The following is a 16,539-nucleotide window of genomic DNA, read 5'->3' on the forward strand; positions in this document are numbered from 1 at the left end:
GTACCGCCTCAGGCGGCACGGCCCTTGAGGGCAGCGAGCCGTGCGTCGACCTCCGCGCTGTCCGCGAGGCTGTCCAGGCTCTCGAACTGCGCGTCCAGCGAAGAGGCGGTGAGTTCCTGCTTGCCCATCGCCTTCGCTTCCTCGCGCCGCACCTTGTCCTCGAACCGGCTCAACTCGCTTGTCGGATCGAGGACGTTGACGTTCTTCACCGCGTCCATCATGGTGTGCTGGGCCTGCGCCGTCTTGGCGCGGGCCACCAGCTCGGAACGCTTCGCCTGCAGTTGTGTGAGCTTGTTCTTCATCTGGTCCAGGCCGTTCTTGAGCTTGTCGACCACCTCCGTCTGGGCGGCGATCGTCGGCTCGGCCGTTTTCGCCTCCTGCTCCGACTGGAGCTGGCGGCCGAGTGCCACCTTGGCCAGGTTGTCGAACCTGTCGGCTTCCGCCGCCGATCCGCCCGACCGCAGCTCGTCGGCCTTCTTACTGGCGGCCAGCGCCTTCCCGCCCCACTCTCTGGCCGCGCCCACGTCCTCCTGGTGGTCCTGCTCCAGGAGCCGCAGGTTGCCGATGGTGGTGGCGACCGCCTCCTCCGCTTCCGCGATGTTGTTGGTGTAGTCGCGGATCAGCTGGTCGAGCATCTTCTCCGGCTCCTCGGCCTGGTCCAGCAGGGCGTTGATATTGGCCTTCGCCAGCTGGGTCACACGGCCGAGGATCGTCTGCTTGGTCATCAGGGTTCTCCTTGTACGGAAGACGGAAGGGGGTCGATGAAGGGGAAGAGTCAGAACCGGCCACCGCCGCCCATCCGGCCGCGTGTGCCGCCGCCCCCGAACGAGCCGGGCCCGCCGCCGAAGCCGCCGCCGAACCCGCCCCCGCCGAAGCCCCCGCGACCCCGGCGGCCACCGCCCAGGATCTCGCCGAGGATGATTCCGCCGAGCATGGCGCCGCCCATGCCGCCGCCCCCGCGCCCGCCGGCGATACCGCCCCCGCCGTACGGATTGCTGTACCCGCGCACGTCCTGCTCGGCCAGGGACTGCGCCTGCCGGGCCAGCGCGTCGGCCTGCTGCGCCTCCGCCAGGGCAGCCGTGGCGTCCGACCGCGCCAGCGCGTGCGACTGCTCCAGGTGCCGCTGGGCCTCCGCGAGCCGGGTGCGGGCCTGGCTGCCGACCGCTCCCCGGCTGGTCGTGATGTAGTCCGCCGCCGCGCCGATCGCGCTGCGCGCGGTCAGCAGCGCCTGGTCGAGGAGGGCCCCAGCGCGCCGGCTGCTCACCTCCCGCTCCCGGGCGCCCAACAGCGCCTCGTCCAGCACCGCGTCGGCCTCCTCGATCCGGCGCAGCGCGTCGATGGGGTCGTACCGGCCGCTCTCCTGCTCCTGCCGTACGCCGGCGAGGACGGCCTCGGCGCGTCCGATGCGGCCCTGGAGGTCGGCGGTGGACACCCCGACCGGCGTCCCCTTGAGCAGACCGCGCGCATCGGCGAGATCCGTCTCGGTCTCGTCCAGCGCACCGGGCAGCTTGCCCGCGGCCTCCGCCAGCTCCTGCGCGCGGCGGTCGATCGCGGCGATGAGGGTGGCGGCCTGGCCGACGGCGCCCTCGGCGGCGCGTACGAACACTGCGCCCTTGCCGTTGTCGCCGCTGTCGACCGCCTGCCGGGCCCGGTCGAGGCTGGTGGCGGCGAACTCGAGCCGGTCCCCGGCCTGTTCGGCGTTCCCGGCGACGGGGGCGGCCGCGGAGCCGGCGTACCGCTGCCGCATCGCGGTGAGGGTGGCCTCGGCGGTGCCGGTACGGCCGGTCAGCTCGCGGAACGCCTCCTCGGCGGTGGCCAGCGCCTGAGGGGCATTCTGCTCCAGGGCGCGCAGCCGGTCGAAGTCCGCCGACTCGGCGTCGAGGCGCCGGTCGGCCTCGGTGCACCGCGCGACGATCTCCTCCAGCATCCGGCGGCGGGTCGCGTCGTCCTCGGGGAAGGCGTCGTCCAACTGCTGCCGGATCCGGAAGGCGGCGGTCAGCTCGGTCTTGGCGTACGTGACCGCCTCGGTGAACGGCAGGGCCGCCTCGTCCCCGAACTGGGCTGTGGCGAAGCCCAGTTCCTCGGCGCTGGTGCGGATGGCGTCATCGGTCTCGACGAGCAGCCGCCGGGCCTCGGCGTCCAGTTCGGGCAGCGGCGTCGGCGGCGGCTCCTGCGGTCCGCCCCAGCCGGGGTGTCCGTGGGGTGTGGTCCGCGTCCCGGCCCGCCGCTTCCTGCGGGTGTACGCGTACGCCGCCAGCGCGCCGACCGCGCCCACCGCCACGATGGGCAGTACGAGATCCCCGGCGCCGCTCTCCCCACCGGTGCCGGGGCCCCCGGGGTCGGCCGGGCCCGGCGTGATCGCCGGGGTCGGCACGGGCCGGCCGGCCAGCACCGCGGCGTATCCGTCGGCGGCGCCGATCGCGGCGCCCGCCCAGTCGTTCTGCCGGAGCGCGGGCTCGACGGCGGTGCCGGCGACGTCCCGGAGCTGCTCTGCGGTGAACCCGGAGTCCAGGGAGGCGGAGTAGGCGTACTGCCGGTCGTGCGTCGCGATGGCCAGCAGCAGGTCGCTCTGCCCGAGCCCGCTGCGCTCGGCGGTCGCGTCGGCCCAGCTCTGCGCGGACCTGCCGGAGAAATCACGGACGTACGCGACGAAGAGCTGCACCCGCTCGCTGTCGAACAGCCGGTCGAGTGACGCGGCAACGGCGCTCCGCCGGTCGCCGAGCGCCCCCACCCGGTCGGTGATCTGCCCCTCCCGGGACAGCACGATCGGATCATCGGCCCGAGCCGACGGCACGGCGCCCCCGGGCCCGCCGACCGCGAGCACGAGCGCGGCGACGGCGGCAAGGACGGCCCGTACGGCGAGGGGGAACCTGGCGGGACATATGGGCGACTGCGTCACATAAGAGAGGCTATGGGGTGTTACGGGCCATCGCGACCGGGCGGACCGGCAGCGATCCGCTCAGCGGCGCGGTCCCGGTATCACCTCGAGCCGTGGCTCGGTTCGTGCGCGGGGTGCGATCGCGTCGCTGTAGTGATGGTCGAAGGGCAAGATCACCGGCCGTGTCAGCCGCCAGGCCAAGGCGGCGTTGACCGTGTCCGCCCCCCGAGGCGCGCGAGGGCGCCGAGACTCGTGACCGCGTCGAGCGCTGCGCGCTCCCCAGCGCGTCGCGTGAGCAAGTGGTCGAGCTCCGCCAGCACCAGCGGTGAGACGATCAGGATTCGCGGGGGCGTTGAGGGCCGCCACCGCGGACTGCTGATCAGCATCGCGCCGGTTGTGGGCGGCGACCAGAACGCAGGGTGTCCGCGACTGCTACGGGCGGGACGTCGGGCACCGGCCGAATCCCTCTCGGAGGTACTCGTCCGTGCGGGCGGCGAGATCGGCCGGACCGTCGAACAGCCCCCACTCGGGCACGCGCGGATCGTCACCGATCGGCTCCGACGGGATCGTAAGAGATCCCGCGGCCCACTCCTCGATGACCTCCTCAGGCGTGCGGCCGAGAACAGCGGCCAGATCCCGCAGTATGGCGGCCCTTGCCCCCGTGACCGTCACGCTCGCGGTGATCTGCTCGTCCTGCGGAGGTTCGGCAGGCTGGTCCTCCATCGTTCCTGAACTCCTCATGGTGGCGAGAAGTCCCATTGTGCCCGTATCTCATTCGGCTCCGCAGGGGTCTGCGCACCCGGGTACAACAGGACGCGGATCGGCCCGGCGGCGTTTCCGGGTCGGTCAGGGCCGGCAGCCCGCCCTCGGCGAGCCAGTTCAGGAACGAGGCCCGCTTGCGACGCCTGACGCTTTCGGACCCGTCCGCACCCAGGAGTTCTTCGTCCATGTCCGCTCACTCCCCGCGGCGGCGGATCTTGTTGCCCAGCCAGACCAGCGGGTCGTACTTCTTGTCCACCGCGCGTTCCTTGAGCGGGATCAGCGCGTTGTCGGTGATCTTGATCTGCTCCGGGCAGACCTCCGTACAGCACTTGGTGATGTTGCAGTAGCCGAGCCCGTGCTCGTCCTGCGCGGTCTTTCTGCGGTCCAGGCCGGCGTCGGCCGCCGCGTCCAGCGGGTGCATGTCCAGCTCCGCGACCCGCATCAGGAAGCGCGGACCCGCGAACGCCGTCTTGTTCTCCTCGTGGTCGCGCACCACATGGCACGTGTCCTGGCACAGGAAGCACTCGATGCACTTGCGGAACTCCTGCGAGCGCTCCACATCCATCTGCTGCATCCGGTACTCGCCCGCCTTCACCCCCGGCGGCGGCACGAAGGACGGGATCTCCCGGGCCTTCGCGTAGTTGAACGACACATCCGTCACCAGGTCCCGGACCACCGGGAACGCGCGCAGCGGGGTGACCGTGATCGTCTCCTCGCGCGAGAAGACCGACATCCGGGTCATGCACAGCAGCCGGGGCCGGCCGTTGATCTCGGCGCTGCACGAACCGCACTTGCCTGCCTTGCAGTTCCAGCGGACCGCGAGATCGGACGCCTGGGTGGCCTGGAGGCGGTGGATGATGTCGAGGACGACCTCGCCGTCGTTCACCTCGATCGCGAAGTCCTGCAGGCCGCCGCCGTCCTGGTCGCCCCGCCACACCTTGAAGTTGGCCGTGTAACTGCTGGCTGCGGTCGAGGTCACTCGAAAAGCTCCTCTTCGGCGAGGTACTTGACCAGCTCCTCCTTCTCGAAGAGGGCGAGCAGGTCGGGACGGATGGGCTCGGTCGTCGTGCTGACGAGTTCGATCTGGCCCTGCTCCGGATCCGCGGCCGCCAGCCCGCCCGAGGGGTCGGCCGGCCGGCAGAGCAGGTTGATCCGGCGCCAAGCGCGGTCCATGTCCGGGCAGTCCTCGCGGGTGTGCCCGCCGCGGCTCTCCGTGCGCTCCAGGGCCGACAGCGCGATGCACTCGCTGACCAGCAGCATGTTCCGCAGGTCGAGGGCGAGGTGCCAGCCCGGGTTGAACTGCCGGTGCCCCTCCACCCCGGCCCGCCGGGCCCGTACCCGCAGGTCCCCGAGCTTCTCCAGCGCGTGCTCCATCTCGGGCGCCCGCCGGATGATCCCGACCAGGTCGTTCATCGTCTGCTGGAGTTCCTGGTGCAGCGTGTACGGATTCTCCGGCGGCCGGCCGTTCTGCTCGCCCGGCTCAGGACCCTCCGCGCTGAACGGGCGCAGCGCCTCGGCCGCCGCCGCGTCGATCTGGCTCTCCTCGATGCCAGGACGGGCGGCGCCGAGCCCCGCCGCGTACCGCGCGGCGTGCAGTCCGGCGCGACGGCCGAAGACCAGCAGGTCGGAGAGGGAGTTCCCGCCGAGCCGGTTGGAACCGTGCATCCCGCCCGCGACCTCGCCCGCCGCGAACAGGCCGGGGACGCCCACGGTCGCGGCGGTGTCGGACTCGACGGCGATTCCGCCCATCACGTAGTGGCAGGTCGGGCCGACCTCCATGGCCTCCGCGGTGATGTCGACATCCGCCAGCTCCTTGAACTGGTGGTACATCGACGGCAGCCGGCGCCGGATCACCTCGGCCGCCATCCGTGTCGACACGTCCAGGAACACCCCGCCGTGCGGGGAGCCGCGTCCCGCCTTGACCTCGGAGTTGATGGCGCGGGCGACCTCGTCGCGGGGGAGCAGCTCGGGGGGACGCCGGTTGTGGTCCGGGTCCTCGTACCAGCGGTCGCCCTCCTCCTCCGTCTGCGCGTACTTCTCCTTGAAGACATCGGGGATGTAGTCGAACATGAACCGCTTGCCGTCGCTGTTGCGCAGCACGCCGCCGTCGCCGCGCACCGACTCGGTGACCAGGATGCCCTTCACCGAGGGCGGCCAGACCATGCCGGTCGGGTGGAACTGGACGAACTCCATGTTGAGGAGCGGTGCGCCCGCGAGCAGCGCCAGCGCGTGGCCGTCGCCGGTGTACTCCCAGGAGTTCGACGTCACCTTGAAGGACTTGCCGATGCCGCCGGTCGCCAGGACGACGCTCGGCGCCTCCAGTACGAAGAACCGGCCGGACTCCCGCTCGTAGCAGAAGGCGCCCGCGACGTGGTCGTCCTCCTTGAGGACCCTGGTGACCGTGCACTCCTGGAAGACCTTCAGCCGCGCCTCGTAGTCCCCGAACTCGCGGAAGTCCTCCTGCTGAAGCGAGACGATCTTCTGCTGGAGGGTGCGGATCAGCTCCAGACCCGTCCGGTCGCCGACATGGGCGAGCCGCGGGTACTCGTGTCCGCCGAAGTTGCGCTGGGAGATCTTCCCGTCGGGCGTACGGTCGAACAGCGCGCCCCAGGTCTCCAGCTCCCAGACCCGGTCCGGCGCCTCCTGCGCGTGCAGCTCTGCCATCCGCCACTGGTTGAGGAACTTGCCGCCGCGCATGGTGTCGCGGAAGTGCACCTGCCAGTTGTCGCCCTCGTTGACGTTGCCCATCGAGGCCGCGATTCCGCCTTCGGCCATCACCGTGTGGGCCTTGCCGAAGAGGGACTTGCAGATCACCGCGGTACGCGCGCCCTGCTCCCGTGCCTCGATGGCGGCCCGCAGTCCCGCGCCGCCGGCGCCGACCACGACGACGTCCCACAGCTGCCGTTCGAGCTGCGTCATCCAGCCTCTCCCATTCAGAACAACCTCGGATCGTCGAAGGCGCCGGAGGCGACCAGGTACACGTAGAAGTCCGCGGCGGCGACGCTGATCAGCGAGGCCCAGGCGAGCAGCATGTGCCGCTCGTTGAGCCTGCCGACCCAGCCCCACAGCCGGTAGCGGACGGGGTGCTTGGAGAAGTGCCGGAGCCGGCCGCCGATGATGTGCCGGCAGGAGTGGCAGGAGAAGGTGTACGCCCAGATCAGCAGGATGTTGATCAGGAAGATCAGCGTCCCCAGGCCCATATGGCCCCACTCGTACTGCTCGTCGCGGAAGGCGAGCACGGTGTCGTACGTGAGGATGCCGGCGACCGGGACGGCCGCGTAGAAGAAGTAGCGGTGGATGTTCTGCAGGATCAGCGGGAAACGGGTCTCACCGGTGTACTTCTGGTGCGGCTCGGCCACCGCGCAGGCCGGCGGCGAGGCCCAGAAGCCCCGGTAGTAGGCCTTGCGGTAGTAGTAGCAGGTCAGCCGGAAGCCGAGCGGGAAGATCAGGATCAGCAGCGCGGGGGACAGGCCCCACCAGCTGCCGAAGATCTCCCAGTTGGGGCCGTCCTTCATCGGCTCGCAGTTCTTCGCCAGACAGGGCGAGTAGAACGGGGAGACGTACGGTGCCGCGTAGTAGTGGGCGTTCGCGAATGCCCGCCAGGTCGAGTAGACGACGAAGGCGAGCAGCCCGGCCGCGGTCAGGGCCGGCGACAGCCACCAGCGGTCGGTCCGCAGATGGCGGGCGGCGATGGCGGCGCGCGAGGCGTCGTACACGCCGCCGCCCGTATTCACTGGGGATGGTTCGGTGCCTGTGGCCAACGAGGACTCCGTTGTGGAGTGGGGCGTCGTGGAGTGGGGCGGGCTACGTCCGGACACCCGCTAGGGCGCGTGCCGGTCGCGGAGACCGAGGCCCTCGTCGTCCGAGTCCGTCCACAGCGCGCTGTTGTACGGGGTGTCGGGGATGTGGACCAGATCGGGGAGCCCGGATCGGTCTGGCGGCCGGGGCGTGGCGGCCGGGGAGGGCGGGCCGTGGCGCAGCTGCTCCACGGTCTGCTCCAGCTCTCCGACGCGGTTGACCAGCTCGTCGAGGCGGCGTTGAACTGCCGTCAGGTCGTCCTGCTGGGACATGTCGTGTCCTCACTTCCGCAGGGGGCGGTGGCATGCGGGTCTGGGGGCGGCCCCGGAGGTTCCGTATGCGCCTGCGAGTGTCGCGCGTCACATCCCTCCTTGTGAAGGGATGTGCAGGACTTCCTGGCGCGTGGCCCGTGGAGTGCGCCCCCACTGTGTTCGTACCTTTTCCCCATTTTGTCTCTTTCGGCGACGCGATGCCCGCTTCTCCGTTGGGCCGCACGGGTGGGCTTCGTCCCGCGCCCCGACGTGTCGCCGACGACGGTTCGGGGCTGTCCCTTTCATTGGGGGGCGAACGCGTCAGTGTGATCAGCTCCATATACCGCCATACGTGATCAAACCCGGCATCCGCCCCGGAGGTACCAGCCATGTCCCACGTCGGCGTCCCGCGCGGGACGGCACCCAGAAGGCGCCGTTCCGTAACTCTCCTCACCACGGGCGTACTCGCGCTCCCCCTCCTGGCCGGCTGCAGCGCCGGCGACGACGAGACGGGGACCGTGGCCGCGGTCCAGGACATCGGCGCCGCGAACCGGGAGCTGGTCGCCGACGGAGGCGCCCTGCGCTGGGCCGTCGACGCCATGCCGGAGACCCTGAACGCCTTCCAGGCCGACGCGGACGCCACCACCGGGCGCATCGCCGGCGCCGTACTGCCGGCCCTCTACACCCTGGACGAGCGCGGCCGGGCGGTGCGCAACCCGGACTACCTGGAGTCCGCGAAGGTCGTCGAGCGCGAGCCCAAGCAGGTGGTCGTGTACAAGCTCAACCAGGAGGCGGTGTGGAGCAACGGCCGGGAGATCGGCGCGCCCGACTTCGTGGCCCAGTGGCGGGCGCTGCGCGGAAAGGATTCTGCGTACTGGACCGCCCGTAACGCGGGCTACGAGCGGATCGAGAAGATCGAGCGGGGCGCGAACGACCTCGAGGTGAAGGTCACCTTCGCCAAGCCGTACGCCGACTGGCAGTCCCTCTTCACCCCGCTCTATCCGAAGGACGTCACCGGCACGCCGGACGCCTTCAACGAGGGCGCCCGCACCCAGCTCAAGGCGACAGCGGGCCCCTTCGTCCTCCAGAGCGTCGACAAGAAGGCGGGCAAGGCCACTCTGGGCCGCAACCCCCGCTGGTGGGGGCAGCCCCCGAAGCTCGACGCCCTGGTCTTCACGGCGGTGCCGCTGGCGGAGCGGACTGCCGCGCTGGCCGCCGGCAAGCTCGACCTCGCCGAGATCGACAAGGGCGGCGCCGACCGGATCTGGCTGTCCGCGCGGCAGAAGACGGGCGGAGCGGGCCCGAGCCCCCTGACCAACGGCAAGGGCGCGGCGGCCGACACCCCAGACTCGGCGCTCATGGCCGCGCTGCGCGGCTTTGTGGTCCGCAAGTCCCTCGAGCCCGCCTACACCCAGCTCGCGCTCAACGGCGCCTCGGGTCCGCTCGCCGATGAGCGGGTGCGTCGCGCGGTGGCCCGCGCGCTGGACCGGCAGGAGCTCGCCGAGGTGGTACTGAAGCCGCTCGGCCTGCCCGTGCAGCCGCTCGGCAGCCATCTCGCGCTGGCCGGTCAGCGTGCGTACGCGGACAACAGCGGAGCCCTCGGCGGCCAGGACACCGAGGCCGCACAGGCGCTGCTGGCCGACGCCGGCTGGCGGCGGGGCGGTCCGGTCCGCGAGGAGACGGAGAACACCAAGGCCGGCAGCGCGGCGGACGAGAAGAAGGCCGCCGAGAAGAAGCCGGACGCCAAGCCGGACGCCAAGGCGGGCTCCGAGTCCAGGCCCGGGTCCGGATCCGGGTCCGCTGACGACGGTACGTACATCGTCGGCCAGGAGGACGACGACTCCAAGCCCGTCGGCGCCGCCCGCGGCACCGACTCCACCCACGTGCTCGCACCGGCCCCGCCGGAGGCAGCCGTGCGGGATGCCCCGGACCGGCCGAGGACCGAAGCGAGGAACTACCCCATCGCCGGCGCGTACGCACCGAAGGGCACCGCGGCGCCGCCGGCTCCCGCCGGACCCGCGGCGGGCGGCCTGATGGCCAAGGACGGCAAGGCGCTGAGCCTGCGCTTCGTGCTCCCCTCCGGCTCCGGCTCGGAAGCCCTGCGGGCCGTCGGCACCAGGATCTCGCGGATGCTGGACTCCATCGGCATCCGTACGGAGATCGTCAAGGTCGCGGACGAGAGCTTCTTCAAGGACCACATCGCCTCGGGCGAGTACGACCTCGCGCTGTACTCCTGGCCGGCCACCGCCTTCCCCGCCACCGACGCCCGGCCGATCTTCGCCAAGCCCGAGCCGGCGGCCGACGGCTCGCTGCTGGTGGAGCAGAACTACACCCGCGTCGGTACGGACCACATCGACCAGCTCTTCGACCAGGCGCTGGCCGAGCTGGACGAGGACGAGGCCCGCGATCTGGTGCGGAGGGCCGATGCGCGGATCTGGGCGGCGGCCGGATCCATCCCGCTCTACCAACGCCCCGAGCTGGTGGCCGCCAAGCCGTCCGTGGCGAACGCGGGTGCCTTCGGACTGGGCTCACCGCGGTATCAGGACATCGGCTTCAAGAGGGCAGAAAAGGCCCGGAAAGGCCGGTAGCCCCTAGGGACAGCCGGTCGCAAGCTCAGAACCTGCTCAAGTCACTTGCCCGTCGGCCGCGCCGGCGGGCAAGGTCGTAAGTACCCATTGACCTGTGGTTTTGTATGGCTCACCCCTCTCCGGAGTTTCCCGCCCATCTCCAGCCGTCCGGCCTCTTGACAGCCCCCGAGCGGCCGGTTCCTCCCGCGCCACGTACCATGGGGTAAGGCCGTGGCAGGTTCCCGCCCGGCAGGCACGCGTACCGGACCGTACGCGAACCATCCACGATTCCGGGAGAAGCGCCGCCAGTATGCCCACGCGCCACGACATTCGTAACGTCGCCATCGTCGCCCACGTCGACCACGGCAAGACGACCCTCGTCGACGCCATGCTGAAGCAGGCCGGCGCCTTTGCCGCGCACGCCGCCGAGCACCTCGACGACCGCATGATGGACTCGAACGACCTGGAGCGTGAGAAGGGCATCACGATCCTGGCCAAGAACACCGCGGTCAAGTACCACCCCAAGGCCGGCGGCGCCCCCGTCACCATCAACATCATCGACACCCCCGGCCACGCCGACTTCGGTGGTGAGGTCGAGCGCGGTCTGTCGATGGTGGACGCGGTCGTCCTGCTGGTCGACGCCTCCGAGGGCCCGCTGCCCCAGACCCGCTTCGTGCTGCGCAAGGCCCTCCAGGCCAAGATGCCGGTCATCCTCTGCATCAACAAGACGGACCGCCCCGACTCCCGGATCGCCGAGGTCGTCGACGAGACGTACGACCTGTTCCTGGACCTGGACGCGACCGAGGAGCAGATCGAGTTCCCGATCGTCTATGCGTGCGCCCGTGACGGCGTCGCCTCGCTGACCAAGCCGGAGGACGGCACCGTCCCGGCCGACAGCGACAGCCTGCAGCCGTTCTTCTCCACGATCCTGGAGCACGTGCCGGCCCCGGAGTACGACGAGTCCGCCCCGCTCCAGGCGCACGTCACCAACCTGGACGCCGACAACTTCCTCGGCCGTATCGCCCTCTGCCGTGTCGAGCAGGGCGAGCTGAAGAAGGGCCAGACGGTCGCCTGGATCAAGCGTGACGGCACCGTCACGAGCGTCCGCATCACCGAGCTGATGATGACCGAGGCGCTCACCCGCAAGCCGGCCGAGAAGGCGGGCCCGGGCGACATCTGCGCGATCGCCGGTATCCCGGAGATCATGATCGGCGAGACCCTGGCCGACCCCGAGAACCCGATCGCCCTCCCGCTCATCACGGTCGACGAGCCCGCGATCTCGATGACCATCGGTACGAACACCTCGCCGCTGGTCGGCAAGGGCGGCAAGGGCCACAAGGTCACCGCCCGCCTGGTGAAGGACCGCCTGGACCGCGAGCTCGTCGGTAACGTCTCGCTGCGCGTGCTGCCCACCGAGCGTCCCGACGCCTGGGAGGTGCAGGGCCGCGGTGAGCTGGCGCTGGCCATCCTCGTCGAGCAGATGCGCCGTGAGGGCTTCGAGCTGACCGTCGGCAAGCCCGAGGTCGTCGTCAAGAAGGTCGACGGCAAGACGTACGAGCCGATCGAGCGCATGACGATCGACTCGCCCGAGGAGCACCTCGGCGCCATCACGCAGCTGATGGCGACCCGCAAGGGCCGTATGGAGACGATGACCAACCATGGGTCCGGCTGGATCCGGATGGAGTGGATCGTCCCGTCGCGTGGCCTCATCGGCTTCCGTACGGAGTTCCTGACGCAGACCCGCGGTACGGGCATCGCGCACTCCATCTTCGAGGGCCACGAGCCGTGGTTCGGCGATCTGCGCACCCGTAACAACGGTTCGCTCGTCGCCGACCGCTCCGGTTCCGTGACGCCGTTCGCGATGATCAACCTCCAGGAGCGGGGTGTGATCTTCGTCGAGGCCGGCACCGAGGTGTACGAGGGCATGATCATCGGCGAGAACTCGCGCGCCGACGACATGGACGTGAACATCACCAAGGAGAAGAAGCTCACCAACATGCGTGCGGCTTCCGCGGACAACACCGAGAACGTGGTGCCGCCGCGCAAGCTCTCCCTGGAGCAGTCGCTGGAGTTCTGCCGCGACGACGAGTGCATCGAAGTGACCCCGGAGACCGTCCGCATCCGCAAGGTCGTCCTGGACCAGAAGGAGCGCGGCCGCGCCGCGTCGCGCGCCAAGCGCTGACCCGGCGGCGCTGACGCGCTGCTGACGCCTCGTCAGTACAAACGGCCCGGCCACCACGGAACCATCGTGGGGGCCGGGCCGTTAGTCGTTCCGGTGGGGGCGATCAATGACAGAAATGTGCCGTCGGGTCAACTTCTTTTGGGCAGCCGGACAATGGACACATGTCCGGATAGCGGCCATCGCTATCCGGAAGTTGCGTTAACAGTCCGTTTCGCGGGTGTCTGTCTGTGATCACTTTGTCCGGATTTCGGTCATCTGAGGGTGGCTGATGTTGTCAAAACGAGACCCTCTAAGTGTGGTTTACCGCCCAGGCGTACTTAATAGTTGGCTCCATTGAGCTCGGGTCAATGGGTCACGCGCTGTGGGGAGCGCCGACTCACGAGCACACTCGGGGTACTTGCTTCATCGCCGTCAGGGGTGTCGGCGAGGTGTGCAAGTCCCCCTCTTGTAGTGATCAGTGGACTCATGAGGAGGAACCCATGCGTGGTGCCAAGAGCGCCAAGTGGGTCGCAGGTGCGATAGTCGTGGCGTTGTCGGCGACGGCGTGCGGCGGCGGCAAGAGCGACAGTGACTCGGCTTCGAAGGAGAAGGGCAAGCCTGCGGGCTACGTCTCCATCGACGTCGGTGAGCCGCAGAAGCCGCTGATCCCGGCCGACACGAACGAGTCGCTCGGCAGCTACGTCATCCAGTCGCTGTTCACCCAGCTGCTGGACTTCGACTCGGCCGGCAAGATCGTCTACACCAACGCCGAGTCGGTTAAGACCACGGACTCCAAGACGTGGACGGTCAAGCTCAAGTCCGGCTGGAAGTTCCACGACGGCACCCCGGTCACGGCCGAGTCGTACGTCAAGTCGTGGAACTGGTACGCCAACATCAACAACAAGCAGCAGAACGCCTTCTGGTTCTCGGACATCGCCGGCTACGCCGACGTCCACCCGGAGAAGGGCGCTCCGAAGTCCGACAAGATGTCGGGCTTGAAGGTCGTCGACGAGACCACCTTCACCATCGAGCTCACCGCCCCGGTGCCGTACTTCGAGTACAAGCTCGGCTACGCGACCTTCGCGCCGCTGCCCGAGGTCTTCTACAAGGACACCAAGGCGTTCGGTCAGGCGCCGGTCGGCAACGGTCCCTACATTTTCGAGAAGTGGGACCACAAGAAGCTCATCCAGGTCAAGGCCAACCCTGACTACCAGGGCCCGAACAAGGCCCAGAACAAGGGTGTCCTGTTCAAGAACTACGCGACGGTCGAGGCCGCGTACCAGGACCTCCTGTCCGGCAACCTGGACATGATCCGCCAGGTCGGCCCGAAGGACCTGCCGAAGTACAAGCAGGACCTCGGGGACCGCGCGATCGAGCAGCCGTACGCGGCCATCCAGTCGCTCGTCCCGGTCTTCTACTCCAAGACCTTCAAGGGCATCGACCCGAAGGTCATCCAGGGTCTGTCGATGGCGATCGACCGCGAGACGATCACCAAGACCGTCCTCAACGGCACCCGCAAGCCGGCCACCAGCTTCATCCCCGAGGGTGTCGCCGGTAAGCAGGACCTGGGCAGCGACGTGTTCACGTTCAACGCGGCCAAGGCGAAGCAGCTGGTCACCGAGGGCGGCGGCGTCCCGGGCAACAAGTTCTGGATCCAGTACAACGCCGACGGTGGCCACAAGGAGTGGGTGACCGCGGTCTGCGAGTCGATCCGCAATTCCACCGGCGTCGAGTGCGTCCCGGACGCCAAGCCGGACTTCCAGACCGACCTGGAAGCGCGCGACAACGACCAGGTCAAGTCGATGTACCGCGGTGGCTGGGTCGCCGACTACCCGGTGAACGCCAACTTTATGCGTGAGCTGTACGGCACCACCGCCGAGGCGAACAACGGCCGGTTCTCCGACAAGGCGGTCGACGCCGCGTTCAAGAAGGCAGACAACGCCAAGTCCCTGGAAGAGTCCATCAGGCTCTACCAGGAGGCGGAGAAGCTGGTTCTGACGAAGATGCCGGCCATCCCGCTGTGGGAGTACAAGATCAACGGCGGTCACTCCAAGGCTGTCGACAACGTGAAGGTCGACTTCCACGGTGACTTCGAGATCACCGGCGTCACCGCCAAGTAAACAGCCTGCGGGCCACCCCCACTCGGCCGTCACCCGCCACCGCAACTGGCGGTAGGCCCCGGGGCCGCTCCCTGAATCCAGGGAGCGGCCCCTGGGGCTGCAGTTATCCATATCGGAGGCAAACATGGGGCGTTATGTCGCGCGGCGACTGCTCCAGATGATCCCGGTCTTTCTCGGGTCAACGTTGCTGGTCTTCTCCATGATGTTCGCGCTGCCCGGTGATCCCGTGCGTGCGCTCGCCGGAGAGCAGGCCGTCGATCCAGCTCAGATCGCAGCCATGAAGAAGGACCTCGGGCTCGATCTGCCGCTCTGGCACCAGTACTGGAACTATCTCGTCAATCTGTTCCAGGGCGACTTCGGCACGCAGATCGCCAGCGGGCAGCCCGTGGCCGACATCATCGCGGATGCGTTCCCGATCACGATCCGGCTCACCCTGTTCGCCTTCACCTTCACCGTGCTCGTCGGCATCTCACTCGGCGTCTTCGCCGGGCTGAAGGCCGACACGTTCCGGGACCGCGGCCTGCTCGTCCTGACGCTGCTGCTGATCTCGGTTCCGTCGTTCGTCCTGGGCTTCCTCGCCCAGTTCTTCTTCGCCCACCAGCTCGGCTGGGTCGACCCGAACGTCAGCGCACTGGCGGAATGGAACGAGCTGTTCCTGCCGGCCGTCGTTCTCGGCTCGCTGTCCCTGGCGTACGTCGCCCGCCTCACCCGTACGTCGATCGCGGAGAACCTGCGCTCCGACTACATGCGCACCGCGGTGGCCAAGGGGCTGCCGCGCCGTCGCATCATCGGCGTACACCTGATGCGCAACTCCATGATTCCCGTGGTCACCTTCCTCGGCACCGACATCGGCGCGCTGATGGGTGGAGCGGTTGTCACCGAAGGCATCTTCAACGTTCAGGGCGTCGGCTACAACGTATTTTCCGCGCTGAGGCACCGTGAGGGCGCCACCGTCGTGGGCATCGTGACCCTGATCGTGGTCGTCTATCTCGTAGCCAGCCTGCTCGTCGACCTGCTCTACGCGGTCCTGGACCCGAGGATCCGTTATGCCTGAGGCACTCAAGGACACCGTCAAGGACCAGCCCGCCGTCGAGACCCCGGTCAATCAGCCGGTGGCCAAGGTGGGCAAGCCGCGCAGTCTCTGGTCCGACGCCTGGCACGACCTGCGCCGCAACCCGCTGTTCCTGGTCTCCGGCGTGCTGATCGCCATCCTGCTCACGATGGCGGTAGCGCCCGGCCTGTTCACCAGCGCCGACCCGCGCCACGCGGACCTCGCCAAGCACTACCTCCAGCAGCCCAACTGGGGCAGCTTCTTCCGGGAGGACTGGTTCGGCTACGACATCCAGGGCCGCTCGATCTACGCGCGTGTGATCTACGGAGCCCGTGCCTCGATCGCCGTAGCCGTGGGTGTGACCGCCATCGTCACCGCCCTGGGAACCGTGGTCGGCATGCTCGCCGGCTACTTCGGCGGCATCTGGGACACCATCTTGTCCCGGATCACCGACATCTTCTTCGGCGTTCCCTTCATCCTGGGCGCGATGGTGGTGCTGACCTCGTTCACCGAGCGTCACCTCTACGTCGTGATCCTGGCGCTGGCCTTCCTGGGCTGGACCCAGATCGCCCGTGTCGCCCGCGGTTCGGTGCTGACCATCAAGCAGGCCGACTACGTCATGGCGGCCAAGGCGCTCGGCGCCTCGACCACCCGCATCCTGCTCCGGCACATCCTGCCCAACGCCATGGCGCCGGTGATCGTCGTCGCGACCATCGCGCTCGGCGGTTACATCTCGGCCGAGGCCACCCTGTCCTTCCTGGGCATCGGTCTCGCCGAGCCGACCGTCTCGTGGGGCGTCGACATCTCATCGGGTCAGGAGCAGCTGCGTAACGCCGCGTTTGTCCTGATCGTCCCGTCGGTCATGGTGTCGATCACTGTCCTGGCGTTCATCATGCTCGGCGATGCGGTACGCAACGCCCTCGACCCCAAGCTGCGCTGAGGGAGGCGTAC

12 protein-coding genes are annotated in these 16,539 nt (G+C 69.0%); 5 read left to right on the forward strand and 7 right to left on the reverse strand.

Features of this window, described 5'->3' with window-relative positions; genetic code table 11:
- Positions 1-8 precede the first annotated feature (8 nt).
- The 7 genes from NLX86_RS22405 to NLX86_RS22435 form a co-directional block, all read right to left on the reverse strand.
- Positions 9-725, reverse strand: coding sequence for a PspA/IM30 family protein (locus NLX86_RS22405; protein WP_254373546.1), 717 nt, complete (start codon positions 723-725; stop codon positions 9-11).
- 50 nt (positions 726-775) lie between these two features.
- Positions 776-2,899, reverse strand: a complete 2,124-nt coding sequence (locus NLX86_RS22410) for a TPM domain-containing protein (RefSeq protein WP_254373547.1) — start codon at positions 2,897-2,899, stop codon at positions 776-778.
- A 411-nt stretch (positions 2,900-3,310) separates the two neighbouring features.
- A complete protein-coding gene (locus NLX86_RS22415) occupies positions 3,311-3,601 on the reverse strand; it encodes a hypothetical protein (RefSeq protein WP_254373548.1) in 291 nt (96 codons plus the stop codon).
- Between the two features lie 232 nt (positions 3,602-3,833).
- On the reverse strand, positions 3,834-4,619 hold the full coding sequence (locus tag NLX86_RS22420; protein ID WP_254373549.1) for a succinate dehydrogenase/fumarate reductase iron-sulfur subunit: 786 nt from the start codon (positions 4,617-4,619) through the stop codon (positions 3,834-3,836).
- The gene (locus tag NLX86_RS22425) at positions 4,616-6,559 is read right to left on the reverse strand and encodes a fumarate reductase/succinate dehydrogenase flavoprotein subunit (RefSeq protein ID WP_254373550.1); all 1,944 of its coding nucleotides are present in this window, start codon (positions 6,557-6,559) and stop codon (positions 4,616-4,618) included. Before NLX86_RS22425 ends, NLX86_RS22420 begins: the two co-directional genes overlap by 4 nt.
- A 14-nt stretch (positions 6,560-6,573) precedes the next feature.
- The gene (locus tag NLX86_RS22430) at positions 6,574-7,401 is read right to left on the reverse strand and encodes a hypothetical protein (protein WP_254373551.1); all 828 of its coding nucleotides are present in this window, start codon (positions 7,399-7,401) and stop codon (positions 6,574-6,576) included.
- A gap of 60 nt (positions 7,402-7,461) precedes the next feature.
- Positions 7,462-7,710: a hypothetical protein gene (locus NLX86_RS22435; RefSeq protein ID WP_254373552.1), complete on the reverse strand. Its 249-nt coding sequence runs from the start codon at positions 7,708-7,710 to the stop codon at positions 7,462-7,464.
- Between the two features lie 368 nt (positions 7,711-8,078).
- Between NLX86_RS22435 and NLX86_RS22440 the strand changes: the two genes are divergently transcribed.
- The 5 genes from NLX86_RS22440 (at position 8,079) to NLX86_RS22460 (ending at position 16,528) form a co-directional block, all read left to right on the forward strand.
- Positions 8,079-10,277 carry an ABC transporter family substrate-binding protein gene (locus tag NLX86_RS22440; protein ID WP_254373553.1) on the forward strand — a complete coding sequence of 733 codons (2,199 nt, stop codon included), beginning with the start codon at positions 8,079-8,081 and terminating at the stop codon, positions 10,275-10,277.
- 289 nt (positions 10,278-10,566) lie between these two features.
- Positions 10,567-12,438: a translational GTPase TypA gene (gene typA, locus NLX86_RS22445; RefSeq protein ID WP_254373554.1), complete on the forward strand. Its 1,872-nt coding sequence runs from the start codon at positions 10,567-10,569 to the stop codon at positions 12,436-12,438.
- 479 nt (positions 12,439-12,917) lie between these two features.
- On the forward strand, positions 12,918-14,537 hold the full coding sequence (locus NLX86_RS22450) for an ABC transporter substrate-binding protein (RefSeq protein ID WP_254373555.1): 1,620 nt from the start codon (positions 12,918-12,920) through the stop codon (positions 14,535-14,537).
- Between the two features lie 124 nt (positions 14,538-14,661).
- The gene (locus NLX86_RS22455) at positions 14,662-15,591 is read left to right on the forward strand and encodes an ABC transporter permease (protein ID WP_254373556.1); all 930 of its coding nucleotides are present in this window, start codon (positions 14,662-14,664) and stop codon (positions 15,589-15,591) included.
- Positions 15,584-16,528: an ABC transporter permease gene (locus NLX86_RS22460; RefSeq protein ID WP_254373557.1), complete on the forward strand. Its 945-nt coding sequence runs from the start codon at positions 15,584-15,586 to the stop codon at positions 16,526-16,528. The genes NLX86_RS22455 and NLX86_RS22460 overlap by 8 nt, the downstream gene beginning before the upstream one ends.
- Positions 16,529-16,539 lie beyond the last annotated feature (11 nt).

This window comes from Streptomyces sp. A3M-1-3 (assembly GCF_024213665.1).
Lineage (GTDB): Bacteria > Actinomycetota > Actinomycetes > Streptomycetales > Streptomycetaceae > Streptomyces.